At 64.3% G+C, this 23,279-nt stretch carries 23 protein-coding genes and 4 tRNA genes; 12 read left to right on the top strand and 15 right to left on the bottom strand.

The genetic code is table 11. The annotated features are described in order from the left end of the window. Positions 1–163: 163 nt before the first annotated feature. The 4 genes from BXA07_RS24510 to BXA07_RS24525 all read left to right on the top strand — a co-directional run bounded on the left by BXA07_RS24510 (position 164) and on the right by BXA07_RS24525 (position 3,554). Positions 164–1,123, top strand: coding sequence for a LysR family transcriptional regulator (locus BXA07_RS24510; protein WP_076571744.1), 960 nt, complete (start codon positions 164–166; stop codon positions 1,121–1,123). Further along, positions 1,120–2,091, top strand: coding sequence for a D-2-hydroxyacid dehydrogenase (locus BXA07_RS24515; protein WP_076571746.1), 972 nt, complete (start codon positions 1,120–1,122; stop codon positions 2,089–2,091). Before BXA07_RS24510 ends, BXA07_RS24515 begins: the two co-directional genes overlap by 4 nt. Next, positions 2,088–2,543 (top strand): hypothetical protein, encoded by a 456-nt coding sequence (locus BXA07_RS24520; RefSeq protein WP_076571747.1) that lies wholly within the window; start codon positions 2,088–2,090, stop codon positions 2,541–2,543. The genes BXA07_RS24515 and BXA07_RS24520 overlap by 4 nt, the downstream gene beginning before the upstream one ends. Positions 2,544–2,651: 108 nt before the next feature. Next, complete coding sequence (locus tag BXA07_RS24525) at positions 2,652–3,554, top strand: hypothetical protein (protein ID WP_076571749.1); 903 nt, start codon at positions 2,652–2,654, stop codon at positions 3,552–3,554. 48 nt (positions 3,555–3,602) lie between these two features. On the opposite strand, the gene BXA07_RS24530 is transcribed toward BXA07_RS24525, so the two are convergent. From BXA07_RS24530 to BXA07_RS24560, 7 genes are all read right to left on the bottom strand, one after another. Next, on the bottom strand, positions 3,603–4,109 hold the full coding sequence (locus tag BXA07_RS24530) for a DUF1993 family protein (protein ID WP_244556395.1): 507 nt from the start codon (positions 4,107–4,109) through the stop codon (positions 3,603–3,605). Between the two features lie 60 nt (positions 4,110–4,169). Further along, entirely contained in the window at positions 4,170–5,051 is an 882-nt protein-coding gene (locus tag BXA07_RS24535; RefSeq protein WP_076571752.1) for an extracellular catalytic domain type 1 short-chain-length polyhydroxyalkanoate depolymerase, read from the bottom strand. 75 nt (positions 5,052–5,126) lie between these two features. Further along, positions 5,127–6,350 (bottom strand): sensor histidine kinase, encoded by a 1,224-nt coding sequence (locus BXA07_RS24540; protein ID WP_076571753.1) that lies wholly within the window; start codon positions 6,348–6,350, stop codon positions 5,127–5,129. After that, a complete protein-coding gene (locus BXA07_RS24545) occupies positions 6,343–7,056 on the bottom strand; it encodes a response regulator transcription factor (RefSeq protein ID WP_076571755.1) in 714 nt (237 codons plus the stop codon). Before BXA07_RS24545 ends, BXA07_RS24540 begins: the two co-directional genes overlap by 8 nt. Beyond that, positions 7,053–7,592, bottom strand: a complete 540-nt coding sequence (locus BXA07_RS24550) for a GNAT family N-acetyltransferase (RefSeq protein WP_076571757.1) — start codon at positions 7,590–7,592, stop codon at positions 7,053–7,055. The genes BXA07_RS24545 and BXA07_RS24550 overlap by 4 nt, the downstream gene beginning before the upstream one ends. A gap of 18 nt (positions 7,593–7,610) precedes the next feature. Continuing rightward, a complete protein-coding gene (locus BXA07_RS24555) occupies positions 7,611–7,958 on the bottom strand; it encodes an SMI1/KNR4 family protein (RefSeq protein ID WP_076571758.1) in 348 nt (115 codons plus the stop codon). Next, the gene (locus BXA07_RS24560) at positions 7,955–8,518 is read right to left on the bottom strand and encodes a GNAT family N-acetyltransferase (RefSeq protein ID WP_076571760.1); all 564 of its coding nucleotides are present in this window, start codon (positions 8,516–8,518) and stop codon (positions 7,955–7,957) included. Before BXA07_RS24560 ends, BXA07_RS24555 begins: the two co-directional genes overlap by 4 nt. 179 nt (positions 8,519–8,697) lie before the next feature. On the opposite strand from BXA07_RS24560, the gene BXA07_RS24565 reads away from it, so the two are divergent. The 4 genes from BXA07_RS24565 to BXA07_RS24580 all read left to right on the top strand — a co-directional run bounded on the left by BXA07_RS24565 (position 8,698) and on the right by BXA07_RS24580 (position 11,658). After that, positions 8,698–9,465: a CPBP family intramembrane glutamic endopeptidase gene (locus BXA07_RS24565; RefSeq protein WP_083708509.1), complete on the top strand. Its 768-nt coding sequence runs from the start codon at positions 8,698–8,700 to the stop codon at positions 9,463–9,465. Positions 9,466–9,473: 8 nt separating this feature from the next. Then, positions 9,474–10,139, top strand: coding sequence for a hypothetical protein (locus BXA07_RS29825; RefSeq protein ID WP_139335739.1), 666 nt, complete (start codon positions 9,474–9,476; stop codon positions 10,137–10,139). Positions 10,140–10,149: 10 nt separating this feature from the next. Further along, positions 10,150–10,956, top strand: coding sequence for a DUF6624 domain-containing protein (locus tag BXA07_RS29830; RefSeq protein ID WP_083708511.1), 807 nt, complete (start codon positions 10,150–10,152; stop codon positions 10,954–10,956). 195 nt (positions 10,957–11,151) lie between these two features. Then, positions 11,152–11,658, top strand: coding sequence for a P-loop nucleotide/nucleoside kinase family protein (locus BXA07_RS24580; protein WP_076571763.1), 507 nt, complete (start codon positions 11,152–11,154; stop codon positions 11,656–11,658). On the opposite strand, the gene BXA07_RS24585 is transcribed toward BXA07_RS24580, so the two are convergent. Continuing rightward, complete coding sequence (locus BXA07_RS24585; RefSeq protein WP_076571765.1) at positions 11,655–12,800, bottom strand: alpha-hydroxy acid oxidase; 1,146 nt, start codon at positions 12,798–12,800, stop codon at positions 11,655–11,657. The two genes, BXA07_RS24580 and BXA07_RS24585, sit on opposite strands and share 4 nt — an antisense overlap. A gap of 92 nt (positions 12,801–12,892) precedes the next feature. Then, a complete protein-coding gene (locus BXA07_RS24590; RefSeq protein ID WP_076571766.1) occupies positions 12,893–13,852 on the bottom strand; it encodes a phytanoyl-CoA dioxygenase family protein in 960 nt (319 codons plus the stop codon). Between the two features lie 115 nt (positions 13,853–13,967). Between BXA07_RS24590 and BXA07_RS24595 the strand changes: the two genes are divergently transcribed. Next, positions 13,968–14,840 (top strand): helix-turn-helix domain-containing protein, encoded by an 873-nt coding sequence (locus BXA07_RS24595; protein ID WP_076571768.1) that lies wholly within the window; start codon positions 13,968–13,970, stop codon positions 14,838–14,840. Positions 14,841–14,894: 54 nt separating this feature from the next. Here BXA07_RS24595 and BXA07_RS24600 read toward each other — a convergent pair. Beyond that, positions 14,895–14,971: transfer RNA gene (locus BXA07_RS24600), tRNA-Arg, on the bottom strand. Between the two features lie 280 nt (positions 14,972–15,251). Between BXA07_RS24600 and BXA07_RS24610 the strand changes: the two genes are divergently transcribed. Continuing rightward, a complete protein-coding gene (locus BXA07_RS24610) occupies positions 15,252–17,381 on the top strand; it encodes a hypothetical protein (protein ID WP_076571771.1) in 2,130 nt (709 codons plus the stop codon). Positions 17,382–17,499: 118 nt separating this feature from the next. Here the strand turns inward: BXA07_RS24610 and BXA07_RS24615 are convergent. From BXA07_RS24615 to BXA07_RS24625, 3 genes are all read right to left on the bottom strand, one after another. Beyond that, positions 17,500–17,576: transfer RNA gene (locus BXA07_RS24615), tRNA-Arg, on the bottom strand. Positions 17,577–17,654: 78 nt separating this feature from the next. Beyond that, positions 17,655–17,731 (bottom strand) — tRNA-Arg (locus BXA07_RS24620). A gap of 82 nt (positions 17,732–17,813) precedes the next feature. Next, positions 17,814–17,890: transfer RNA gene (locus BXA07_RS24625), tRNA-Arg, on the bottom strand. A gap of 441 nt (positions 17,891–18,331) precedes the next feature. Between BXA07_RS24625 and BXA07_RS24630 the strand changes: the two genes are divergently transcribed. Together BXA07_RS24630 and BXA07_RS24635 are read left to right on the top strand one after the other, a co-directional pair. Further along, complete coding sequence (locus tag BXA07_RS24630) at positions 18,332–20,785, top strand: hybrid sensor histidine kinase/response regulator (RefSeq protein ID WP_076571773.1); 2,454 nt, start codon at positions 18,332–18,334, stop codon at positions 20,783–20,785. 303 nt (positions 20,786–21,088) lie between these two features. Beyond that, the gene (locus BXA07_RS24635; protein ID WP_076571775.1) at positions 21,089–22,072 is read left to right on the top strand and encodes a GGDEF domain-containing response regulator; all 984 of its coding nucleotides are present in this window, start codon (positions 21,089–21,091) and stop codon (positions 22,070–22,072) included. Between the two features lie 87 nt (positions 22,073–22,159). On the opposite strand, the gene BXA07_RS24640 is transcribed toward BXA07_RS24635, so the two are convergent. Both BXA07_RS24640 and BXA07_RS24645 read right to left on the bottom strand, forming a co-directional pair. Beyond that, entirely contained in the window at positions 22,160–22,555 is a 396-nt protein-coding gene (locus tag BXA07_RS24640) for a hypothetical protein (RefSeq protein WP_076571777.1), read from the bottom strand. Positions 22,556–22,727: 172 nt separating this feature from the next. Beyond that, positions 22,728–23,279, bottom strand: a 552-nt coding sequence (locus tag BXA07_RS24645; protein ID WP_139335740.1) for an IS1595 family transposase, incomplete at its 5' end; no start/stop codon positions are given.

The raw sequence follows: 23,279 nt of genomic DNA on the forward strand, positions 1-23,279 counted from the left end.
ATTCCGATGACCCATGATATTTCTCCTGTGAACTTCCTGCGGCAATCACATTTATGCTGCAGTACAACAACTATAGACTTGATCTACAATCTGATAAAGAGTGCAATGCCGAATTGATTGTTCAGGATTCTGAATAATCGTGCAGAAAGTGATAGGAAATCAAGTGAACAAGCTGCAAGCCATGGAAGTCTTCATCCAAGTCGTCGATGCGGGCGGCTTTACGCGCGCGGCCGAGAACATGCAGTTGCCGAAAGCCACCGTGTCGACCTTGATCCAGTCGCTGGAAAGCAGCCTGTCGGTCAAGTTGCTCAACCGCACCACGCGCCACGTCAGCATCACCTCGGACGGCGCCGCGTATTACGAACGCTGCGTGCGCATCCTGTCCGACGTGCGCGAGGCCGAGGAATCGCTGTCGCGCACGCGCCTGAGTCCCAGCGGACGGCTGCGCGTGGATGCGCCCACGGCCCTGGCCAGCGAACTGATCATCCCCGCCCTGCCCGACTTCTTTGCCCGCTACCCCGATATCTCGCTGGAACTCGGTTGCAGCGACCGCCCCGTCGACCTGATCGAGGAAGGCGTCGACTGCGCCGTGCGCGGCGGCGAATTGGGCGATTTGAACCTGATCGCGCGCCGCGTCGGCGTGCTGCATTTCATTACCTGCGCCGCGCCCGGCTACCTGGCGCGGTACGGCACGCCGCAGCACCCGAACGACCTGGCGCAGCACCGGGGCGTGAATTTCTTCTCCGCCAAGACGGGCAAGACGTTCGAGTGGGATTTCACGCGCGCGGGCGAACGCATCCAGATGTCCATGCCCAGCCATATCGCCCTGAACGACTCGAACGCCTACGCGGCCGCCGGCCTGGCGGGCCTGGGCATCGTGCAAATGACGCATTTCATGCTTGCGCCGCTGCTGGAACAGGGCAAAATGGTGGAATTGCTGGGCGATTGGGAATCCGACCCGCTGCCCATCCACGTGATCTATCCGCCCAACCGCCACCTGTCCGCCAAGGTGCGCGTGTTCGTCGAATGGGTCGCCGACATGTTTACCAACCACCCGGCCACGCAGCTGAAGGGCAAGAGCGCCCTGCCCGCGCGTGCCGCCCTGACCGAGGCCCAACCATGACCGCAGCAAGCACATCGCCCCACCGCATCGTCTTTCTCGACCGCGACAGCCTGATCGCCACCGTGCGCCCGCCCGCCTTCGCCCACGGCTGGGCAGAGTATCCGCACACCAGGGGCAGCGAGCAGACGGTAGCCCGATTGCAAGGCGCCACCATTGCCATCACGAACAAGGTGCCGCTGCGCGCAGCCGAGCTGGCGCAGCTGCCCAAGCTCCAGATGATCGCCGTGGCCGCCACGGGCACGGACATCCTCGACCTGGCCGCCTGCCGCGCGCGGGGCATTATCGTCGCCAATATCCGCGACTATGCGCGCGCCACCGTGCCCGAGCATACCCTGGCCCTGATGCTGGCCCTGCGCCGCCAGCTCGTCGCCTACCGCGCGGACGTGGAAGCGGGCCTGTGGCAGGCGTCGGACCGCTTCTGCCTGTTCGGCCACCCGATCCGCGACCTGGCCGGCAGCCGCCTGGGCTTGCTCGGCTACGGCGCGCTGGGCAAGTCCGTGGCCCAGCTGGGGCGCGCCTTCGGCATGCACGTCATCGTGCATAACCGCTCACCCATCGCCGACGATGGCGTGCAGGAAGTGGGTTTTGACGAACTGCTGGCCACCTCCGACGTACTGAGCCTGCATCTGCCCCTGACGGACAAGACGCGCCACATCATCGGAGAGCAAGAACTGGCGCGCATGCAGCCCACGTCGCTGCTGATCAACACGGCGCGGGGCGGCCTCGTCGACGAGGCGGCCCTGGCCCAGGCATTGACGAACGGCGTGATCGCCGGCGCCGGCTTCGACGTGCTGTCGCAGGAACCGCCGCCGCCCGACAATCCGCTGCTCAATTTACGACTGCCCAACTTCATCCTCACCCCGCACACGGCCTGGGCCAGCGGTGAAGCCATGCAAAAACTGGCCGACATATTGATCGGCAATATCGAAGCGTTCGAACGCGGCGCTCCCGTGAACGTGGTGGCATGAGCGTCTTGCACGAGCTCGATGAACTGCTGTGCGGGGACGACGAGGAATACGACCGCCTCGACCTGTTTCTCGAAGCGGACGAGCTGATCGGACAGCTGCGGATGGCCGACGTGCCCGCGCTGCTGGCCCTGTGGCCGCAGCGCAGCCTGTGCTGGCAGCAACGGTTCACGCAAGCGAGCGGCAACATCGACGGCGCCGCGCTGCGCGCCCTGCTGGCCGGTTTGCTGCAGATCAAGGAAACGACGCACGGGGTGTTCGAACTGATGCCCAGGTTGCCGTCCGTCGCCGACACGTCTACTCTCAGCGACGCGCTGCTCGATCATGCCGAGCAAGCCTGGCATGTGGATCAGCAGCGGCAGCGGCAGATCCAGATCAGTTGCTGGAGCTGCGGACTGTCGGGCCGGCTGCTGAAGCGGCTGGGGTTGTCTGCCTGGAAAGATGTGGGGCTGTAAAACCGGTCGCCACGCCAGGCGGCACTCTAGATTGCGCTGGAACAAGTATCGCTGTGCACATTCGCCATACAGTGAGCCCATGCTTGTTTCAACCACTCTGGAGGCGCCATGAAAATACTCTACCCTCTCGTCCTGTTCGCCGCCGTCACCCTGAACAGTGCATGCACTAGCTTGCCCGCCATTCCCGCGCCGACATTGCAAATAGCCAAAGCACCAGGTCCGATCGATTCCAACTCTGGCCCCCACGCCCCGCGCCAGCTGGCATGGCCGTGGGACGAAGGACGTACCTTCGAAGCAGAATTCAATAGTGACTGCCGGGGCCCCATCTATTTCGTCGACAAGCAGCGCAACATCAGCAGCTTTGTGGGCATAGACTCTCCGCCACGGGCCACGTTCGACAGCGACGACCCCGACGTTATCCTGGGTAATATCGGATACGCTGACCAGCTGATTTTCTCGACCAATGGGGGGCGCAGTTTTTTCAAGGAAGTACGGGCCTTCCCCCGCTCCGCCTCTGTCGAATTCATTGCCGTGCGCAAGGGGCATGTGTATGTGGGAATCAACCAACAATCAAACGACGCCGATGCCTACTTTGCCTGGCATAGAACGAAGAACAAGTATCGTTCCGAGGAAATGGAACAGTACAGCCGCAAACTGATGATTCTCGAAGGAAAACTCGACAAAGCCCAGGGCCGCATCGCAAGCTATCGGATACTCAAACCAAAGGGCCATCAATTCACCAGTCCCTACGCGGCCATGGCCGCGGAATACATCAAGGAGGTCGACGACATTGAGGCGCTGGGCCTGCCGCACGCCGGTGGCAACGTTCCCCTGCACCGCTGTGACACGACCATGCAACTACCCGTCTGGCATCACTGGGCATCCAAGAAAGAGTTGGCGGAAATGAACACATGGTACGAAACCACCAAACGCGCCCACCCCGAATGGGCCACGGCAGAAATGGACAAGTTGATGCAGGAGGCGCGTGAATTTACTGAAAAATATCGCTAGGCCTGCAGTGTGTGCCGGCGCATCGCCGCCGGCCCACTCAGCACCACCTTATCCCGCCGTTTCCGGCCGCTCGAATGAAAACCCCGGCGCATACGCGTGATAGCCGTCGAAATCGCCCTTGCCGATGGCGGCACCTTGGCTGCGGGCGATCGCATATGCCATGCTGAAGTGAAAGTAGAAATTCGGCAGGATGTACAGATTCAAGTACTCGCTGGCCGGCAGCGCGATGTCGGCAAAGCCGGCGCGGTCGCGGCAGATGCGCTCAAGCGGCCCGTCGAAGCGTTCTGCGGGAATGGCCTTCAGGTAGCGCATGGTCTGCGCAATCTGTTCCTGCAGGCTGGCGGCGCCGCTGAAATCGGCCACCTCCAGTCCCGCCAGCGGGCAGCAGCCGCGCAGGGAAAAGCTCACGGCCGCGCGCACCTGCTGGGCGAAGGGCAGCATGTCCGGATGCAGCCGCGCCGCCAGCAACTGCGGCTGGGCGTCGAGCTTGTCCAGCATGGCCGACAACTGGCCCAGCGAACGGCAAAAGATGGCGACGGGGTGGCTGTTCATCATTTCCTCATGCAAGATTCAAGATGACAAGAGTGTGCCACAGGCATACGCGCCCCCGCAGCGTTATCGCCGGTGCCTGCTGAAAAATTCCCACATCACCTCGTTCGCATCGATGGCGCGCGTGGTCTTGCCGATGGGCAGGCCAACATTGAAGGCGTCGGCGCCGGGCCAGGTGTGACCGCCATCCTTGACGGTGATCAAGGCCACCCGGGCGCCGCCGGCACCATTGCCCTGCTCCACATGCGTCACTTGCGTATCGTCACCTGGCGCGGTGGGTAGCAGGCGCGCCGCAGGTACGGCGCCGTCGATGCCGTTGTGCCTGCGCCAGTAGGCAACCGTGTCTTCGGCCGACAGGTAGCTGGCGGCCTTGCCCTCGAATAGCACCACCTTGTCGGCCGTGCCTTGCATCAGCAGCATGCCGACCTTGTCCTTCTGCTGGTGATGCTGGAGCACGGGTTCCGGCATGGGCGCGCCCACCGAGGCGACGGCCGCGAACTGCTGGGGCAGCTCGGCCGCCAGGCGCAGGGCAAAGAAGCCGCCGCGCGACAGGCCCGTCGCGTACACGCGCTTGTCATCGATGCGGTAATCCTGCTTGAGCTTGCTCAATATCGCCTGCGTGAAACCGACATCGTCCGTGCCCGCCAGGTAATCCATGCCGAAGCCCACGTTCCAGTCCTGCTTGATACCTTGCGGATACACAACGATGAACCGGTGCCGCTCGGCCGTCTTGTTCATCTGCGTGTACAGCATCTGTTCCGCCATGCTCATGCCGCCGCCATGGAAATTGAAGACGACGGGAAAGGTCTGTTGGGGCTGGCTTTGATCAGCCGCCGGCGTATAGACGATGTAGCGGCGTTTTTCCTCCTTGTGGACGAGGCTGCTCACTTGCGCCAACGCGGGGATGCCGGTGCACGCCAGCACCAGCAGGCTGATTAGACATTTCATGCGGTTTTCTCCATTCATCAAGAGCTTGCAGCTTACGCAGGCGCCGGTGAAATCGCGGTGAAATCTCCGTGCTTTTTACCGTTTCTGGAGCGGAAGAATGTCGACGCGGTAGTATTCCTCGCCCGGATGGAAAACGATGTCCCAGCGCATGGCTTGCGCCACGCGCCCGAGCAAACTTTGTCCGTGCGCAAAGCCGTGGATGCGCCGCGGCTGCCCCGCCGGCAGCGTATTGCCGATGCTCAGGCGGCCTTGCGCAAACGCAATGTTGATGCGGCAAGCGGGGCCGCCATGGAACAGGGCATTCGCCAGGCAGTTATTGATGAGCAACATCGTCAGCTGCGGGTTGCCGACGACCTCCAGCCGCTCGGGCAAGTCCAGCGCCAGCAGGCTGGCGTCCCAGGCGTGTTCGTTGAGCAGGCGCAGCAGGCATTGCTCGATGCTGCCGCGCATCTCCACCACGTCGCCGGGCAACTGCTCGGCGCGTGCCAGCGCGAACAGCACGTCGATGGTGGCGCGCATGTCGTCGACACCCTGGCGCAGCTGCGCCTGCCCGTCTGCCGCCAGGGGCAGCGCGCCAGCCAGCGCCAGGCTATTGTGCATCAAGGTGAGCGGCGTGCGCAGTTCGTGGCTGACGTCGCGGGCGAATGCCTGTTCGCGCTGCAACACTGCCTGCAGTTCGGTAAACGTGGTTTCCAGGCGGCGCGCCAGGAAACCGATCTCGTCGGGGCGGTCGCGGTCGCTGAAATGCACGGTGCCGCCGGGCGCCAGCTGGCGCGCTTCCTGCGCCAATCGCTGCAAGGGCCGCACGAGGCGCCGCGCCAGCCAGTACGCCAGCAGCAGCGCCAGGCCGATCAGCGCCAGCGCCACGCCCAGCACGACACCGCCCACTTCCGGCACCAGGCGCGACACCACCAGCACGGGCGCCACGTCGGCCAGCAGATAGGCGCGCCGCGGCTGGCCCGCGGCAACGAGGTCCAGCGCCAGCACGTGATAATGCTGGCCCGTCGTCGTGAACACTTCGCCGCGCGGGGCAGATGCTGGCACTTGCGCGCGCACGGCTTGCGGCAAATCAATGTAACTGCCATAAACCGTGATGAGGTCGCTGCCAGGCGGCGTCAGCTCGCCGTGCTGGCGCAAGCGCTGGCTGACCACCGCCGCTTCGCGTTCGAGCAGGCGCTGCACCAGCATGTCTTCCGTCACGTAGGCGATCACGAGCGCCAGGCCCGTGTAGCACAGGCACAGCACGACGGTGAAGCCGGCCAGGGCCGCGAACAGCCGGCGGCGGATCGACTCAGCCATCGCTGGCCGCCCCGTCGAAGGCCAGGCGGTAGCCCAGCTGCGGTATGGTCACCAGCATGCCCGCCGCGCCAGACCCGCCAAGCAGTTCCAGCTGCTTGCGCAGCGCGTAGATGTGCGATTTGAGGGCGTCGCTGTGGGGCGGCTGGCTGCCCCACAGGGCTTGCAGCAAGGCCGAGCGCGACACGGCGTGCGGATGCTCACGGCACAGCAGCAGCAAAATTTTAAAGCCCGTCTGCGTCAGCGGCAGCGGTGCGTCACGGTACAGGGCGCATCCCGCGCGCGTCTGCAGGGTGAATGGCCCCACGCGCATTTCCTGGTGCACGTGCAGCTGCCGCCGGCGCGCCAGCGCTTCGCAGCGCAAGGCCACTTCGCGCAAGTCAAACGGTTTGGTCAGATAGTCGTCGGCACCGTCGCGAAAACCGCGCGCCTTGTCTTCGTAAGAGTCGCGTGCCGTCAGCATCAGGACCGGCACATTGCTGGGCGCCCCCGCCTTGATGGCGCGGCACACCTGCAAGCCATCGATGTCGGGCAGGTTCAGGTCCAGCAGCACCACCTCATAGGCGTTGCGCGTGGCCAATTGCACCGCCAGCGCGCCCGTGCCCGCATGGTCCGTCTGCCAGCCCAGGCCGTCGAGGAAATCGAGCACCTGGCGCGCGATGGCCAGGTGGTCTTCCACCAGCAGGATGCTCAGGGGCGCTTTGCTCATGGCACGCCGGCAAGGCGTGCATACAGCCAGAAGTTACCCGATCTTCCACGGATTTGCCGGTAGCAGCGCAGGTAGCCTTCCCGCTCGAAAGCGCAACGCTGCAGCACGCGCAGCGAACGCTCGTTGCTTTCCAGCACGGTCGCCTGGATACGCAGCAAGCCCAGGCGCAGGAAGGCCCAGTCCGCGACGGCGTCCACGATGGACGTGGCCACGCCCTGCCCCCACACGGCGGGAGCAAGGTCGTAGGCGATTTCGGCCGTGCGGTGCTGCGGGGAAATGGCATTCAAGCCGATGGTGCCCACCAGCTGGCCGCCGTCGCGCAGCACCACGGCCAGGCGCATGGACGAAGACGCGTCTGCCGATGCATAGTCATCGAAATTGGCTTGCAGGTCGTCAATGCTGCGCAAGTCCCAGCTCGTGTGCTCGATGACGACAGGGTCGGCCAGGCAGGCATACCAGGCGGGCGCGTCGCTGCGTTCCAGGTGGCGCAGGGTCACGAGGGGATGGGTGGAACGGGGCAAGCCGGCCGGCTTCATCGTTGGCTCCTGGAATAGTCAATCGACGGGGCAATCGGCGGCCAGCCAGGCGGCGAAATCATCGGCGACCCGCTCGAAATCGTCGCGCTGCATCGAGCCATGCCCCACCAGGTACACGGCGCGGTCAACGCCATCGAGGGCCAGCATGACGGCGCGTCCGCCGCTGTCGTCGCCGATGGTGAGGTAGCCGGGGCAGGATTGCTGCGTGTCATATGTTTCGTTGCGCTCGCGCAAGCTTTCCAGGCCGTACAGCAGTACCTGTTCGCCGCGCAGGCCTTCCTGCCAGTCCTTGATAAAGCGCAGGTAATGCGCCGGCAAGGCATGGCCCAGCCAGCGCTGGACGGCGTCGCTGTCTTGCCCGCTCAAGCGGCGCCCTTGCGCCGCGCTTCCCACTCGCGCCGCAGCAAGCCGTACAGGGCCGAATCGCTGACGTGGCCACCGACGATCCAGCGTTCGGGCAAAAAGCCTTCCCTGTTAAAACCCTGGCGCTCGAGGGCGCTGGCCGAACCGGCGTTGAGCGGGTCGATGTCGGCTTCCAGGCGGTTCAGGTCGCGCTCGATGAAGGCGAATTCGAGCAGCGCGGACAAGGCTTCATGCATATAGCCACGCCCCCAGTACGGGCGGCCCAGCGCGTAGCCGATCTCGGCGCGGCGGTTCTGGCGGTGCTCGGAAAACAGGCTGCAGCTGCCCAGGTACTCGCCCGTCGCCTTCAACTCGACGGCAAAGCGGAAGAATTCCTCTTTCTCGAAAGCGGCGCTGTCTTCGGCAATCTGGCGCGCGGCGCGGCCGGCCTCTTCCCATGGCGGCTCGCTGAAATAGCGCATCACTTCGGGATCGGAGTGCATGGCGAACAGTGCCGCCTCATCGGATGGCTGCGGCTTGCGCAGGATCAGGCGTTCGGTGGTGAGGATTTTCGTGTAGGCCATGCAACTCCAATCGAAGGTTGAAACGGGCAATGCTTATTATTCCATGCAACTATAACGAAGTGGCAATTTTGTGACGGTGCTTTTAATGTAATATGGCAATATTTCGACCATATCATTGATGCAACTTCATGATCCGCTCATGCACGCAGTAAAACACGCAGCCAACACCGAAGCCGACCATGTCCATCCCTAAAATCCACCTCACCATGCCACTTGCCCTGGGTGCGCTGGCCGTCTGGCTGGCCCTGAGCATGGGTGGCCGCTGGCTGGAATCGGCCGGCTACGCCTTGCCGGGCGCCGCCGTCACCGGCCGTATCGGCCTGTCGTGGGCGCTGGCCGCCGTGTTCGCGCTGGCGCTGCTGCTGGCCTCCAGCCGGCCCCGCGAAGCAGGCCTGTGCGCGCCGCAGCCATGGAAAACAGCGTGGCTCGTCTCGCCGCCCCTGCTGTATGCGCTGCTGATGCTGTTGCTGGCCTGGGCCGGCGGCTGGCCGCAGCCGCGCGTGCTGCTGATCGTCGCCTGCAACGCGGCGCTGGTGGCCATCTCGGAAGAGCTGATGTTCCGCGCCATCTTGCTGCAAGGCATGCTGGACCGCTATGCCGTCTGGCCCGCCGTGCTGATGTCCTCGGCGCTGTTCGGCCTGGCCCACACGGCCAACGGCCTGGCCTCGGGCGACGTCAGCGGCGCCCTGTGGCAAGCCGTGGCCGCCACCCTGCAAGGCATCGGCTATGCGGCCATCCGCCTGCGCACGCGCTCCATCTGGCCCATGGTGCTCGTGCATGGACTGTGGGACTACGCGCTCGTGACGGCCACCTTGCCGCACCCGGCCGAGGATGGCGCCTCCATCCTGCCGTATGTCGCCCTGCTGGCCGTGCTGCCCCTGTGCCTGTACGGGGTCTACCTGCTGCGCCCCAGCCAGCGGGCCGCCATGGCGCAACTGCAACTATAGGAATGCGCATGACGTTTTTTTCACGCGAGTACGAAGTATTCCTGCTGCTGGCCGCGCCCGATGCGCCGCCGCTGTGGGACGCGGCGCAATGGACGCCGTTTGCCGCCAGCCTCGACGGCCTGATGGCGCAGGCTGGCGCGCGGGGCAAGGCCGGCGTGCGCAGCCATCAATACAATCCCAAGGGCAAGCCGATTCCCTTCGGCCGCCTGGGCTGGAACGACAAATCGCACGCCAGGTGGACGCACACGGCGGCCACGACGGATGCGCGCTTCATGAGCCTGGAAGCGTGGGCGCCCACCTGGACCGTCTGCGAAAAGGACGACCTGGCGCCCGACGTTTTCCTCGCCCTGGCCAATGAATCGCTGCTGGGACTGGCCGGCAAATCCCTGCAATTTGGCCAGCGCCTCGTGTGCGCCATCGCCACGGACATGGGCCCGGAAGCGGCCGCGACCTTGCGGCAAGCGCTGGCGCAACTGGCCGCGCAGCAAGACGCCGTCGTCTTCGCCCACACGCGCCGCCAGTGGGGCCGCGCCTCGTCGTACGGCGGCTTCACGGGTGCCATCCAGGACATGCTGATCGGCGGCCTGTTCCAGCCCGACGACCCGCATGCGCGGCCGCTCGATGAGGCCGCGTTCCAGGATGCGTGGAGCAAACTCGACATCCACCATGCATGAACGGACGCCCATGCCACGCCTGACCTGCGCCATCCTGCTGTGCTGGAGCGTCCATGCGGGCGCCTTTGAGCTGAGCGGCATTATCCGCAGCAATGGCACGCCGCTGCCGCCTGTCATCAGCATCGTTGCGGAACTCAGCCCTGGCCAGACGTACAGCATCGGCCAGGTCGAGCATGGCCGCTACCGCATCGATGTACCGGAAGGCACCTTGCTGGCGCTGGTCGCGCGGGCGCCGCAATGGGAAGCGGAAGCGAAGATCATCCACGACGCCACCACGGCGGGCGCACTGGACATCCTGCTGTATCCGGCGGCGGTGCCGGAACCGGCGCTGGCGCAGGAATTGCTGGCCATGGAAAAGGAAGACCAGGCCGCGCGCACGGCGTGGCCGGCAACGGGATCCGATGCGCAGGCACGCCGGCGCATGCGCGAGACGGACGACAAAAACGAAGCGCGGCTGCGCCACATCATCGCCAGCAAAGGCTGGCCCACGCAAACGATGGTCGGCCACAAGGCGGCAGGCAGCGCCTGGCTGATCGCCCAGCATGGGTCCAATGCCTTCCTCAAGAGCAGCCTGCCGCTGATGCGCGCGGCAGCGGCAAGGGAGGAAATCACGCCCTCGAAGCTGGCACTGGCGATCGACCGCGACTTGAGCAATGACAAGCTGCCGCAGCTGTACGGCAGCCAGTTCCAGACTGGCAGCGACGGCAAGAGCGTCGCCTTTCCCATCGCGGATCCACTGCACTTGGATCAGCGCCGCGCCAGCATGGGGCTCGAACCGTATGCGCAATACCGGCAGTTATTCGAACAGGACAATTGACAACGCCACCCGTCGCATGGCATCGTTACCCCATGCCATCGCCATTCCCGCCCCTGCCCTCCATTATTGCCGCCATTTCAAGCATGGTGGCTGGACAGGAATGACATTGACCAAGCCGCCTGCAAGGCGGCTTGGATCGGCAACAAACAAGCAAATCGTCTCGCAGGTTTTATTTTTCACTTTCAGCGAGCGACCATGCACACCACTTCCAGCCCCCTGCTTACCCCCACCCTGCACCTCGTCTGCGGCAAGATTGCCTCGGGCAAGTCCACCCTGACGGCCAGTCTGGCCAGCGCGCCACATACCGTGCGCATCAGCGAAGACAGCCTGCTGGCGCAGCTGTATCCGGGCCAGATCGCCAGCCTGGCCGACTACGTGGCGTGTACGGCGCGGCTGCGCGCGGCCGTCGCGCCTCTGGCCCTGCAGATGCTGCGGGCGGGCGTGTCCGTCGTGCTCGATTTCCCCGCGAATACACCCGCCAGCCGGGCCTGGATGCGCGAACTGTTCCAGCAGGCAAGCGTGCCGCACGTGCTGCACTACCTGGACGTGCCGGATGAGGAATGCAAGGCGCGCTTACGCCAGCGCAATGCCAGCGGCTTGCACCCGTTTTCCACCAGCGACGCGCAATTTGATGAAATCACGCGCCACTTCGTGCCGCCCGCCACAGCGGAAGGTTTTCACGTCGTGCGCGTGACGGCTTAAAACGTCCCCGGCAGCAGGATTTTTTTATCTACCTGCTGCAGGTCGCGCAAGCCGCAAAACGCCATCGTCAAATCGAGTTCGTTGCGGATGATGTCCAGGCACTTGGTCACGCCCGGCCCGCCCATGGCGCCCAGGCCGTATAAAAACGGGCGGCCGATGTAGACGCCCCTTGCGCCAAGCGCCACGGCCTTGATCACGTCCTGGCCCGAGCGGATGCCGCCGTCCATGTGCACTTCGATGGCGCTGCCGACGGCGTCGACGATGGCGGGCAAGGCTTCGATCGACGATTGCGCGCCGTCAAGCTGGCGCCCGCCGTGGTTCGAGACGATCAGCGCGTCGGCGCCGCTTTCCACGGCCAGGCGCGCATCTTCCGGGTCCATGATGCCCTTGATGATCAGTTTGCCGCCCCAGCGCTGCTTGATCCATTCCACGTCCGCCCACGACAGGCTCAGGTCGAACTGCTGCTGCGTCCAGGCCGACAGCGACGACATGTCGGACACGGACGTGGCGTGGCCGACGATGTTGCCGAAACCGCGGCGTTTCGTGCCCAGCATGCCCGCCACCCAGCGCGGCTTGGTGGCCATGTTGAGGATGTTCGGGATGGTGAGTTTGGGCGGCGCCGACAGGCCGTTGCGCAAGTCCTTGTGGCGCTGGCCCAGCACCTGCAAGTCCAAGGTCAGCACGAGCGCGCCGCATTTCGCCGCCTTGGCGCGGTCGATCAGGCGGTTGATGAATTCGCGGTCCTTCATCACATACAGCTGGAACCAGAACGGTTTTGTCGTGTTCGCCGCCACGTCCTCGATCGAGCAGATGCTCATGGTCGACAGCGTGAACGGCACGCCGAAGCGCTCGGCCGCCTGGGCCGCGAGGATTTCGCCATCCGCATGCTGCATGCCCGTCAAGCCCGTGGGCGACAGGGCCACCGGCATGGAAACGGCCTGTCCGACCATGGTCGAGGCCAGGCTGCGATTTTCCAGGTTGACGGCCACGCGCTGGCGGAATTTGATTTTCGCAAAATCGCTGTTGTTGGCGCGGTACGTCGATTCCGTCCAGGAGCCGGAATCGGCGTAGTCGTAAAACATGCGCGGCACCCGTTTCTGGGCCAGCACGCGCAAGTCTTCGATGCAGGTGATGATACTCATGCGTTTCCTCGGTCGATGGCTAGTCAGGCCATGATCGTGCATTTGGGGGCAATTGTCTATCTGGCAGGCAAGCCTGACGGACAGCGCGTGGCTTACCAGTCGCGCGCGCCGAGGATCCGCTCGCCCAGCGCGCTCAGGCGCGCCTGCGGGTAGCGCAGCTTTTCCTTGTCCTCGGGGTCGCCGGGAAAGGCGTAGCCCTGCGGCGCGCTGCGCTCGCGCCAGCTTTGCACGCGCCAGTCGCGCAAGGCCTGGTTGTCTTGCTGGGCGGGCGTAAAGGAAATGTATTGCGCCAGGCGCACCTGGTCCGTGGACGTGTTCGGGCGGATGCCGTGCGCCAGCAGGCTGTTGAAGATCAACAGCTCGCCCTTCTTCATGGCAATGAATTCCATCGGGTAGGGCACCGTCGCCAGGTCCGGCTGCCAGGGGTTGCGGTCTTGCGGCACCGTCTTGCGCCAGCTCAACAAGTTATTGAACAATTCCGGATAGCACTGGAAACCGCCGCTCTCAGGCGAAGTGTCGGACAGGGCCAGCACGCCCTGCACGTTGACGGGCAGCGGGTCGAGCGTGGTGTCCGCATCCCAGTGGATGAAGCCGCCAAACTTGCGCTTGCCGTGGTTCGGCGTGTTCAGGTTGGCGCGGTCGATGGTCACCCACAAATCCTGGCGGTCCCAGATATCGACAAAGGCGTCGTAGACACGCGGGGTCTGGCGGTTATCCCACAGGGTCTGGTGGTGATAGGCCTCGACCATGCCGGAGCCGTTGAGCTCTTTCATCGCGTGGTCGCGCAATTGCTCCCGGTTCCAGGTGGCGGGATCATGCTGGTCGAGTCCCTGGAATTCCCACAAGAAATCGGCGGTGCGCCGCACCTGCTCGGGCGACACGGCATCCCTGACGATGACGTAGCCGTAGGTTTGCCAGTGCAAGAAGTCGCTGGCGGACAGCACGCGCAAGGGCAGCTGCTTGTGGATGTCGCGCAACTGGGTCTGTTCCGTGTAGGCCACGGACGGGTTGCCGGGACGGTCTTGGCCGTATTGATATCGATCTTCTTGCATCGCTGTCTCCTGTGTTGGTGTGAGACAGATTGTGCGCTGGCCTGAGCAGCTGAAATGCGCGCCAAGCGGCCCATACTGATACTATCCTGACTATTCCTATGTCCACAACGTCACGATGACACCTTTATTCGAACAGGTTACGATACCGCCAGGCCACTCCTGGGGCTTGCTGTGGCGCGAACTGGACGCCATTCCCTTCATCTGGCACTACCACCCGCAGTTCGAGCTGACCCTCACCGTCAATGCGCGGGGGCAGCGCTACATCGGCGACCACGTGGGCGACTTCGAACCGGGCGACCTGGTATTGCTGGGGCCGAATTTGCCGCACACATGGTCGGCCAGCGAGCGCATCGACAGCAGCCAGCCGATGCTGGCCGTCGTCGTGTGGTTTTCGCTGGAGTGGCTTGAGCAGCTGGCGGCCTGCTTTCCGGAATTGCACGGCGTGCGGCAACTGGCGGCCCGCGCCGGCCCGGCCCTGCATTTTTCGCCGCGGACGAGCGCGCGCTGCGCCGGTCAGCTGCTGCGGCTCAATGCCCTGCCCGTGCCGCAGCGCCTGCCGCTGCTGCTCGACGTGCTGCTGGAACTGGCGGGCGATGCGGGCGCGCGGCCGCTGGCCTCGACGGCGCAGGCGCCGCTGGCCGACGGGCAACAAAAACGCATGGCCGGCGTGTTCGATTTCATGCATGCACATTTCCGGGAAGAAATCGCACTGGAAACCCTGGCGCAGAAGGCGGCCCTGTCGCTGGGCGCCTTCCACCGCTGTTTCAAGCGCCACGCGCATTGCACGCCGGGCGACTACCTGGCGCGGCTGCGCATCGGCCGCGCCTGCCAACAGTTGATCGAGAGCGATCTCGCCATCGCCGTCATCGCGCAGGAGGCGGGCTACCGCAACCTCGCGCATTTCAACCGCCAGTTCCGCGCCGCCAGGCACGTCACGCCGCGCGCGTTCCGCCACCAGTACCGGCGCGGCGCCACAGGCACGACATAATGCGTTCGTAAACGAAAAAGGGGATCAGATTTTACAATCTGACCCCCGATATTCTGGTGCGGCTGGCAGGAATTGAACCCACGACCCCTTGGTTCGTAGCCAAGTACTCTATCCAGCTGAGCTACAGCCGCCTAAGACACGATTATAGCAGGGCTTTGCAGAATGGCAAAGGGCGTGGCGGCGATATTTCACAATTGACGCTCTCCCCCCGGTTTTTCACCGGCCGCCCCGCCAGATTGCAATTTTAATCACATTGATTTTCTGATTGCGGCGCAAAACCGACACGCCGATGACTGATTCGCCATTATTAATGCATTCAAGAAAAATAAATTGCAATTCACGGAAAACTTTGAGAATGTTTACTAGCAGTAATTCCAAAAAAAATACCAAGGGGATGTCATGAAAATAAACTTGCATAAATTGCCTCTGGCCGCCGCCTGCGCGGCCGCCCTCCTTCTTGCCGCCTGTGGCGGCGGCAGTAGCAGCAGCCCCGCCGACCCGGTTCCGCCCGTCTTGCCGCCGCCGGCAACGACGCTCAGCGGCACTGCCGCCGTCGGCGCGCCCATCTCGGGCAGCGTGGTGGCCATCGATAGCAAGGGCAAGGTGTCCACGGCGGTCAATACCGGCGCCGGCGGGGCATTTACGGTCGACGTGGCCGGCATGACGGCGCCGTTTTTCCTCAGCATCACCGGCTCGTCCGGTGGCAGGCAGGTGACGCTCAATTCCATCGCCACCGCAGCGGGGCAGACCGTCAATATCACGCCGCTGACCGACCTGATCGTCTCCACGGCGTCGGGCCAGCCTGGCGGCACGGCCCTGGCCGCCGTCTGCGCCCCCGTCGCCAATACGGTCTCGGCCGCCTGCACCTCGGCCCTGGCCAATGCAGCGACCCAGCAACGGCTCGATGCGGCCGTGGCCGCCGTCGTCGCCATGATCAAACCGATTAATACCGGCAATACCAATCCGCTGACGGGCGCCTTTGTTGCCAACGGCACGGGCATGGACGCCGTGCTGGACCAGATCCTCGTCGCGCCCGCGGAAGCGCAGGGCGCCATGGCCACCGTCACCCTGATTGCCACCAACAGCGCGCTGGGCAGCGTGACCCTGCCGGCCGCCGCCGGCGGCGCGCCGACGATACCGGCAGCGACGCCCCCATCGGACGCCGACCTGGCCAAGGCGACGGCCGCGGCCACTGTCTTGCCGGAAATCCGCGCCTGCCTGGCCTCGCTCAGCGCCCTGTATCCGAAGACGGGCTTCGTCGTGCCGTCGGCGGCGGCCGTGTCGCCGTTTATCGACAGCTCCTTCAATATGGGAGCGGCGGTGGGCAAGGCTGAAATTCTGGCCGCCCTGACCAGCGCGGACCAGGCCGCGCACGCGGGCCTGACCATCGAAGCTCTGGGTTTAGCGGGCGTGGACATGCAGCCTTTGAGCTCGGGCGAGATTGCCACGCTGACGTCCACGAGCAGCACCTCGACGACGCGCGTCGCCGACTTCATCGGCAATCGCCTCGGTGCCGGGGCGACGGCCATCGCCTTCACCTCCGGCAAGCCCGGCAGCGCATGGGTGCAGTTGCGCATCGGAACAGATGCGGGCATGCTGAACTGGAAGCTGGTCAAGACGGGCGACACCAGCGTCTGCGCCGGCGGCTGGAAGCTGGCCGGCAGCGGCCACCTGGACATGCACATGAATGCGCGCATCCAGCGCAGCGTCGATACGGCGGGCACGGCCAGCTTTGCGCGCGAATGGGCTGCCCACGTCGAGCTCGACACCGTGCTGCAGGAAAATCCGGCCGTCAACAAGATCGACGTGCGGGGACCGGGCCTGACGACGTTCGGCGACTTCCAGATACCGGGCACGGCCGGCAGCAAACTGCAGCTGATCCTGCCGGCCACCGGCTACACCCACATGCGGGTGGCCGACAGCAATGGTGCCGCCAGCACTTTCTACAATAACGCGGAAGCCATCCAGAGCTGCCAGGACCTGGCCAGCCTGCCCGCCAATACGCCGGGCCTGGGCGCGGGCACGGCTTGCATCGACGAAACGAAAGTGGCGCCTGGAAAAATCTACGTGTGGACCCTGAAAACGCCGAATGGCGCCGTCAGCGCCTTCCCGTTCCAGATCAATGCCGTGCCCCTGTCGAAAGCGTTTGCCAAGGCCAACCAGGCCAGCCTGTTCGCCACGCTCACCAGCATCACGCCGGCGAAACTGTCGTCCATCCCCGCCGCCGCCCTGCTCGATGGCGCGGTGACCTTCAACTATACGCAGTCGGCCACCTACGGCTCGAAAATGGATAATTGCGGCCTGCACTTGTTCAATGGCGCCACGCCGGTGCTGAACGCGGAGCAAAATGCGGTTGGACAGGAAACCTCGTGTACCTTCACGACCTCGGGCTTGAATGCCCTGGCGTCGAACGTGGCGGACCCGGCGCAGTCCGGCGCTTCGCTGTTCAAGTTCACCGGCCCCGTGACCAGCGGCGGACTGTGGGTGACCACCATCGTCCTGGGCAACCAGGCGTCGTCGGGCCAGCCTTATCCGAATTGACGGGGCCTGGCCACTGCAGCGCGCCGCAATGGAGGCGGCGCGCTGCAGGCTTGCCTTTCGCTGGACGAAAAAAAACCCGGAAAGCGAACTTTCCGGGTTTTTTCACTACTGCTGATACTGGTGCGGCTGGCAGGAATTGAACCCACGACCCCTTGGTTCGTAGCCAAGTACTCTATCCAGCTGAGCTACAGCCGCAAACTCTGACACACTCCGCCCAACGGCGCGAAGCTTGAAACTTTCATCAAAACGAAGCGAACTCCATTTTGGAAATACTGGTGCGGCTGGCAGGAATTGAACCCACGACCCCTTGGTTCGTAGCCAAGTACTCTATCCAGCTGAGCTACAGCCGCAAAACTTCTACAACATTCCATGAACAACATGGAGGTGAAACTTGTTACAACAAAACCAGGCAAAGTCTGATTTTCAGTATTCTGGTGCGGCTGGCAGGAATTGAACCCACGACCCCTTGGTTCGTAGCCAAGTACTCTATCCAGCTGAGCTACAGCCGCGCAGGCAAACATTATAGCGTATTCATTTCGCTTTGAAAAGTTCGATTTTTCAATCGCTTAGCTGATTTTGCAGAATACCGCCCCGCATGACCGACTACCTTTTCACTGCCAAAAAGCTGACGCCTTTTTATCGTCGCGCACCTCCGCTTTCACAGCGGCGCCCGGCGAATCGAGAAGTTGCTGTCTCGAAAGAAGCGGGATTATAGGGACTGCCTGCATGCCTGTCCAGTGCTATCTGCAAGGGAACGTTCTCTGGCGCGCAAGCGTGCGGTGGCGGCGGGCCGCTTGGGGCTACAATACCAGGCAGACAGGGGCGCTTGTGCCTCCCCTCCTTCATGACAGCTGACAACACCAGCATGCCCCACTTGCTCACTGAAGGTGGCGACGGCGGCCCGTCGGGGCAAGAGCCCGTGCGGCAGACTCACAGTTGCAGGATTTTCAATGGCCAAGCATGAACGCAAGCAAGATCTGCTTCCCCCGCCGGGGGCGCCGAGCCTGTCGGACGAGCATCTCGCCAACTTGCTTGAAAGCATAACCGATGGCTTCAGCCTGCTCGACCGCGACTGGACCATCCGCTATATCAATACGCGCGGCGCGGATATGCTGGCGCCACGGCGTCCGCCCGGCAGCCAGCTGGCGGGCAGCAGCCTGTGGCTGGCCTGCCCCGATATGCAGGGCACGGAACTGGAAACGCAGTACCGCCGTGCCATGACGCAACGGCAAGGCGGCAGTTTCGAACTGTACTACCCGCCGCTGGGGCGCTGGCTGGAAGTGCGCCTCTTCCCTTCCAGCGAGGGCTTGACCACCTACGTCCAGGACATCAGCCAGCGCAAGGCGGCCGAGGACAGCCTGCGCCAGAGCGAGGAAGACTTGCGCGCGCTGGCCAATTCCATTCCGCAACTGGCCTGGATCGCCAGCTTCGACGGCACCATGTCGTGGTACAACCAGCGCTGGCACGACTATACGGGCACGAGCGCCGAACAGATGGCCGGCGACGGCTGGAGCCTTGCCTATGACGCCCAGCGCCTGCCGCAGATGCTGCAAGCCTGGAAGAGCGCCTTGCGCGACGGCACGCCCTTCGAGATGGAGTTCCCCATCCGCGGCGCCGACGGCCAGTACCGCTGGTTCCTGACGCGCGCCAATCCCGTGCGCGACCGGGGCGGCCGGCTGCTGCGCTGGTTTGGCACGAGTACCGACGTCGACCAGGTCAAGCGTGCGCAGGAAGCCTTGCGCGACGAGACGCGCGTGCTCGAATTGCTCAATAACACGGGCGCGGCCCTGGCCAGCACCCTGGATTTGCCCGCCCTGCTGCAGGAAACCGTCGATGCGGCCACGCGCATCAGCGGCGCGCGCTTCGGCGCCTTCTATTACCATGACGATACGGCCGCGCCCGATGCGGATGCGCTGCCGGCGGCGCGCGCCGTGAGCGGCATCAGCCTGCGCCTGGCCGACGCCATCGCCGCCGAGCTGCGCCTCGGTCCGGCCACGCGCCAGAACGACTTGCTGGCCGCGCCCGAGACCGGCGCCGACGGCGCGCCGCCGCTGCGCAGCTGCCTGAGCCTGCCCGTCAATTCGCGCGCGGGCCTGCCGCTGGGGCGCTTGCTGCTTGGCCATCCGCAAGCGGGCATGTTCAGCGCGCGCAGCGAACGCATCGTCGCGGGCATCGCGGCCCAGGCCGCCGTCGCGCTCGACAATACGCGCCTGTACGCGGCCGCCACGCGGGCCGCCGAAGAACGCAAGGTGCTGCTCGACAGCGAACGCGAGGCGCGCGCCGAGGCCGAGCGCACGAATCAGCTGAAAGACGATTTTCTCGCCACCCTGTCGCATGAACTGCGCACGCCGCTGTCAGCCATCCTCGGCTGGGCCCAGGTGCTGCGGCGCGGCACGCGCGACCAGGCCGACCTGCACCGTGGCCTGCATAGCATCGAACGCAATGCGCGCGCCCAGGCGCAGCTGATCGAAGACTTGCTCGACATGAGCCGCATTACCTCGGGCAAGGTGATGCTCGACCTGCAGCCTCTGGCGCCGGCCGGCGTCATCGCCTCGGCCATCGAAACCCTGCGCCCGGCGGCCGACGCCAAGCACATCGCCATCCACAGCAGCATCGCCAGCGATGCGGGCAGCTTCACGGGCGACCCCAGCCGCATCCAGCAAGTGATCTGGAACCTGCTGTCGAATGCCCTGAAATTCACGCCGCAAGGGGGGCGCGTCGATATCGCGGTGCGCCGCGAAGCGAACCGCCTGGCCATCACGGTGACTGACAATGGCATCGGCATCAGGAAAGACTTCCTGCCCCACGTATTCGACCGGTTCCGCCAGGCCGACGCCTCCACCACGCGCAAGCATGGCGGCCTGGGCCTGGGCCTGGCCATCGTCAAGCATCTGGTGGAACAGCATGGCGGCACGGTCGCGGTCAGCAGCGCCGGCGACATGCAGGGCGCCAGCTTCACCGTGCGCCTGCCCGTGAATGCGTCGGCCGGGCCCTCAGGCAAACCCGGCAGCGACGACTTGCGCGGCGTCAAGGTACTGCTCGTCGATGACGAGGTCGGTGCGCGCGAACGGATGGAGGGCATCTTGCGCGACTGCAACGCCGAAGTGCATGGCGCCGGCAGCGTGGCGCAAGCGCTGCAGCTATTGCCCCTGGCACGCCCGCACGTGCTCGTGAGCGGCATCGGCATGCCGGGCGCGGACGGCGTCGAGCTGCTGGCCCGGCTACGCGCATCGGACGCCGGCCTGCCCGCGCTGGCGCTGACCGCCCTCGATCAGTCGCAGGACCACCAGCGCGCGCTCGACAGCGGTTTCCAGGCCAGCATCGCGACGCCGCCCGATCCCGCCACCCTCGTGGCGGCCGTGGCGCGGCTGGCGGCGCCACGCCTGCCCGGGCCCGCGTCGTGAAAACGGCGGGAGAATTGATGCAAGGAAATAAATAACTCAGGACAAAATAACTATTTCCATGGGTGAGCCTTCCTACTTCCACACGCGGCACTGTCCTACAAGCAACTTCCCTGAAATTTGCTACACTGAAATGCAGAAGCACGGCGCCGTGGCAGCGACGGCCATAGCGGACTCATGCGCTGTTGTGCGCCCCATCTTGTGGCAAGGCGCTACTATCCTGTGGACCTGCCGTCAGCCGCGCCGCCAGACTATCAACTGCGGTGGAAACCAGCGTTGCATTGACCGTATTAACCGAGACCATACATGCCCAGCCAAGATGAGATTTTGAAAGCCAAAATTTTGGTCGTCGACGACTCACCCGACAATGTCGACCTGATGCTGGAAATCCTGCGTGAAGCCGGTTATACCAACGTCACGGCCACCATGCGCCCGGCCCAGGTCTGTCCCCTGCACCAGGAACATTGCTACGACCTCATCCTGCTGGACTTGCAAATGCCGGAACTCAACGGCTTCCAGGTCATGAAAGGCTTGAAGGAAATCGAGCATGGCGGCTACCTGCCCGTGCTGGCCCTGACGGCGCAACCGAGTTTCAAGATCGCCGCCCTGGAAGCGGGGGCGCGCGACTTCATCAGCAAACCGTTCGACCTGATGGAAGTGCACAAGCGCATCCACAACATGCTGGAAGTGCGCCTGCTGTACAAGGAATTGGCGCAATACAGCAAACAGCAACAGGAACTGGCCCTGCACGACCCGCTGACGGGCCTGCCGAACCGGCGTCTGCTGGAAGACCGCATCGCGCATACCCTGCAGCAATCGGCCCGCAACCGGGGCAAATCGGCCATCCTGTATCTGGACCTGGATGGCTTCAAGGCCATCAATGACACGTATGGCCATGGCTATGGCGATGACATCCTGAAAATGGTGGCGGCGCGCCTGGTGGGCGCCTCGCGCAAGGAAGACACCGTGGCGCGCATCGGCGGCGACGAATTCGTCATCGTGCTGGGCAACCTGGCCGGCAAGGGCGACGCGCGCGAACCGGCCGCCAAGCTGATCGAAGTCATTTCCGAGCCGTATTTCATCAACGACCTGACCCTGCGCCTGTCGACCAGCATCGGCATCGCCATCTATCCGGACGACGCCAGTTCCGTCGAATCGCTGCTGGGCACGGCCGACACGGCCCTGTACGAAGCCAAGCGTGCCGGCAAGAACCGCTTTTGCTGCTCGCCCCACGAAGTGATGGCCGTCCAGACCACCTTGCAGAACAGCGGCATCCCCTCGATCGCCTGAACTTGTCTGCGCGGCCTTCCTGCGCGCGGCACGTGAAAAAACCGGCAAGCCATGACGGCCAGCCGGTTTTTTTATTGCTGCAACGCTTTATTTCTTGCCAGCCGTTACTTCATGCTGGCCCGCGTGCTGGTGGTCCGTCTGCGCATCGACGGTTTCCGGCGGCACTTCGATGCGCGTGATGCCCGCGTCGACGGAAATCGGGTCACTGGCGGGAAACGTCATTTCCACGGCGTCGTCGAGCAGTTCTTCCTTGGCCCGCTCTTCGCCGCTCATGCCCTCTTCATCGGCCAGGATGGCCAGCGCGCTGGCCCATTTGACGAAGTTCAGGTTGGACAGTTCGCGCACGGTGCTCACGCCAAACGCCTGCTGCAAGGCCTTGGCATCCTTGGCGCTGACGCCGCGCAAGGCGCTGATGGGGGCATTGACGATGTCGCGGAAGCTTTTGTCGGCATATTCCTGGTCGACGATGGTATCGATATTCATGGCATGTCCTTTCATTTCGGTAAACGGGCCTGGGCTGCACCCTGCGCCGCGGGGCGGCTGTGCTGCATGGGGTGAATGCATGGCTCCACTATGGCAGCGCGCGGCGCCCCGGTATGTGCGCAGCCGTACGCAAGCAAGGGAACCGTGCCCCTGGCGCCAACGAAAATATTGGCTATGTCACCGTCAAGTGTGGGAACTCTCCCAGTGTTGCCTTCAATAGTGTTTCAGGGGAGCGGATGCGCCCGGCGTCCAGTATCCAGCGCCATGCCAGGTAATTCGGCAGGTAGCGCGTCGCAACGCCGTGAAAGGGCCGCAGCCAGCCGCGCAAGCGGCTGTGATACGCGTTGACGTTCTGCACGTGGGCGGCGCCTTGCACGCGGATGCCGGCACGCAAGTTGACGGCCCGGTGACTGATGCCCGCTTCACGGGCGAAGGCGCGATAGGCGGCATGGCCGTCGGTGACCAGCAAGACGTCCTTGTCGATCACGGGTGGCAGGCAGGCATGCAGTTGCACCTTGGTCAGCGCCCCTTTTCCCGTGACGAAGTCGAGGGGTTGTCCCGTGCGGTCGCGCGCCACCAGGATGCAGACCTGTTCACTGGAAATGCCGCGCTGGCGGGCGTGGCCGCCACGGCGGCGTGCCGGACGCGTCAGATGCCTGGATCCCTTTTCCGATTCCAGCAGATACAGCTCGTCGGCCTCGGCGATGCCGTGCAGGCACAGCGG

It is taken from the genome of Janthinobacterium sp. TND4EL3, assembly GCF_900156175.1.
Lineage (GTDB): Bacteria > Pseudomonadota > Gammaproteobacteria > Burkholderiales > Burkholderiaceae_D > Janthinobacterium.

Bases quoted from the DNA above. Each gene is read 5' to 3' on its own strand.
- BXA07_RS24515 (WP_076571746.1), top strand. From the start codon at position 1,120: ATGACCGCAGCAAGCACATCGCCCCACCGCATCGTCTTTCTCGACCGC.
- BXA07_RS24520 (WP_076571747.1), top strand. From the start codon at position 2,088: ATGAGCGTCTTGCACGAGCTCGATGAACTGCTGTGCGGGGACGACGAG.
- BXA07_RS24525 (WP_076571749.1), top strand. From the start codon at position 2,652: ATGAAAATACTCTACCCTCTCGTCCTGTTCGCCGCCGTCACCCTGAAC.
- BXA07_RS24530 (WP_244556395.1), bottom strand. From the start codon at position 4,109: ATGATGAACAGCCACCCCGTCGCCATCTTTTGCCGTTCGCTGGGCCAG.
- BXA07_RS24535 (WP_076571752.1), bottom strand. From the start codon at position 5,051: ATGAAATGTCTAATCAGCCTGCTGGTGCTGGCGTGCACCGGCATCCCC.
- BXA07_RS24540 (WP_076571753.1), bottom strand. From the start codon at position 6,350: ATGGCTGAGTCGATCCGCCGCCGGCTGTTCGCGGCCCTGGCCGGCTTC.
- BXA07_RS24545 (WP_076571755.1), bottom strand. From the start codon at position 7,056: ATGAGCAAAGCGCCCCTGAGCATCCTGCTGGTGGAAGACCACCTGGCC.
- BXA07_RS24550 (WP_076571757.1), bottom strand. From the start codon at position 7,592: ATGAAGCCGGCCGGCTTGCCCCGTTCCACCCATCCCCTCGTGACCCTG.
- BXA07_RS24560 (WP_076571760.1), bottom strand. From the start codon at position 8,518: ATGGCCTACACGAAAATCCTCACCACCGAACGCCTGATCCTGCGCAAG.
- BXA07_RS24565 (WP_083708509.1), top strand. From the start codon at position 8,698: ATGTCCATCCCTAAAATCCACCTCACCATGCCACTTGCCCTGGGTGCG.
- BXA07_RS29825 (WP_139335739.1), top strand. From the start codon at position 9,474: ATGACGTTTTTTTCACGCGAGTACGAAGTATTCCTGCTGCTGGCCGCG.
- BXA07_RS29830 (WP_083708511.1), top strand. From the start codon at position 10,150: ATGCCACGCCTGACCTGCGCCATCCTGCTGTGCTGGAGCGTCCATGCG.
- BXA07_RS24580 (WP_076571763.1), top strand. From the start codon at position 11,152: ATGCACACCACTTCCAGCCCCCTGCTTACCCCCACCCTGCACCTCGTC.
- BXA07_RS24585 (WP_076571765.1), bottom strand. From the start codon at position 12,800: ATGAGTATCATCACCTGCATCGAAGACTTGCGCGTGCTGGCCCAGAAA.
- BXA07_RS24590 (WP_076571766.1), bottom strand. From the start codon at position 13,852: ATGCAAGAAGATCGATATCAATACGGCCAAGACCGTCCCGGCAACCCG.
- BXA07_RS24595 (WP_076571768.1), top strand. From the start codon at position 13,968: ATGACACCTTTATTCGAACAGGTTACGATACCGCCAGGCCACTCCTGG.
- BXA07_RS24630 (WP_076571773.1), top strand. From the start codon at position 18,332: ATGGCCAAGCATGAACGCAAGCAAGATCTGCTTCCCCCGCCGGGGGCG.
- BXA07_RS24635 (WP_076571775.1), top strand. From the start codon at position 21,089: ATGCCCAGCCAAGATGAGATTTTGAAAGCCAAAATTTTGGTCGTCGAC.
- BXA07_RS24640 (WP_076571777.1), bottom strand. From the start codon at position 22,555: ATGAATATCGATACCATCGTCGACCAGGAATATGCCGACAAAAGCTTC.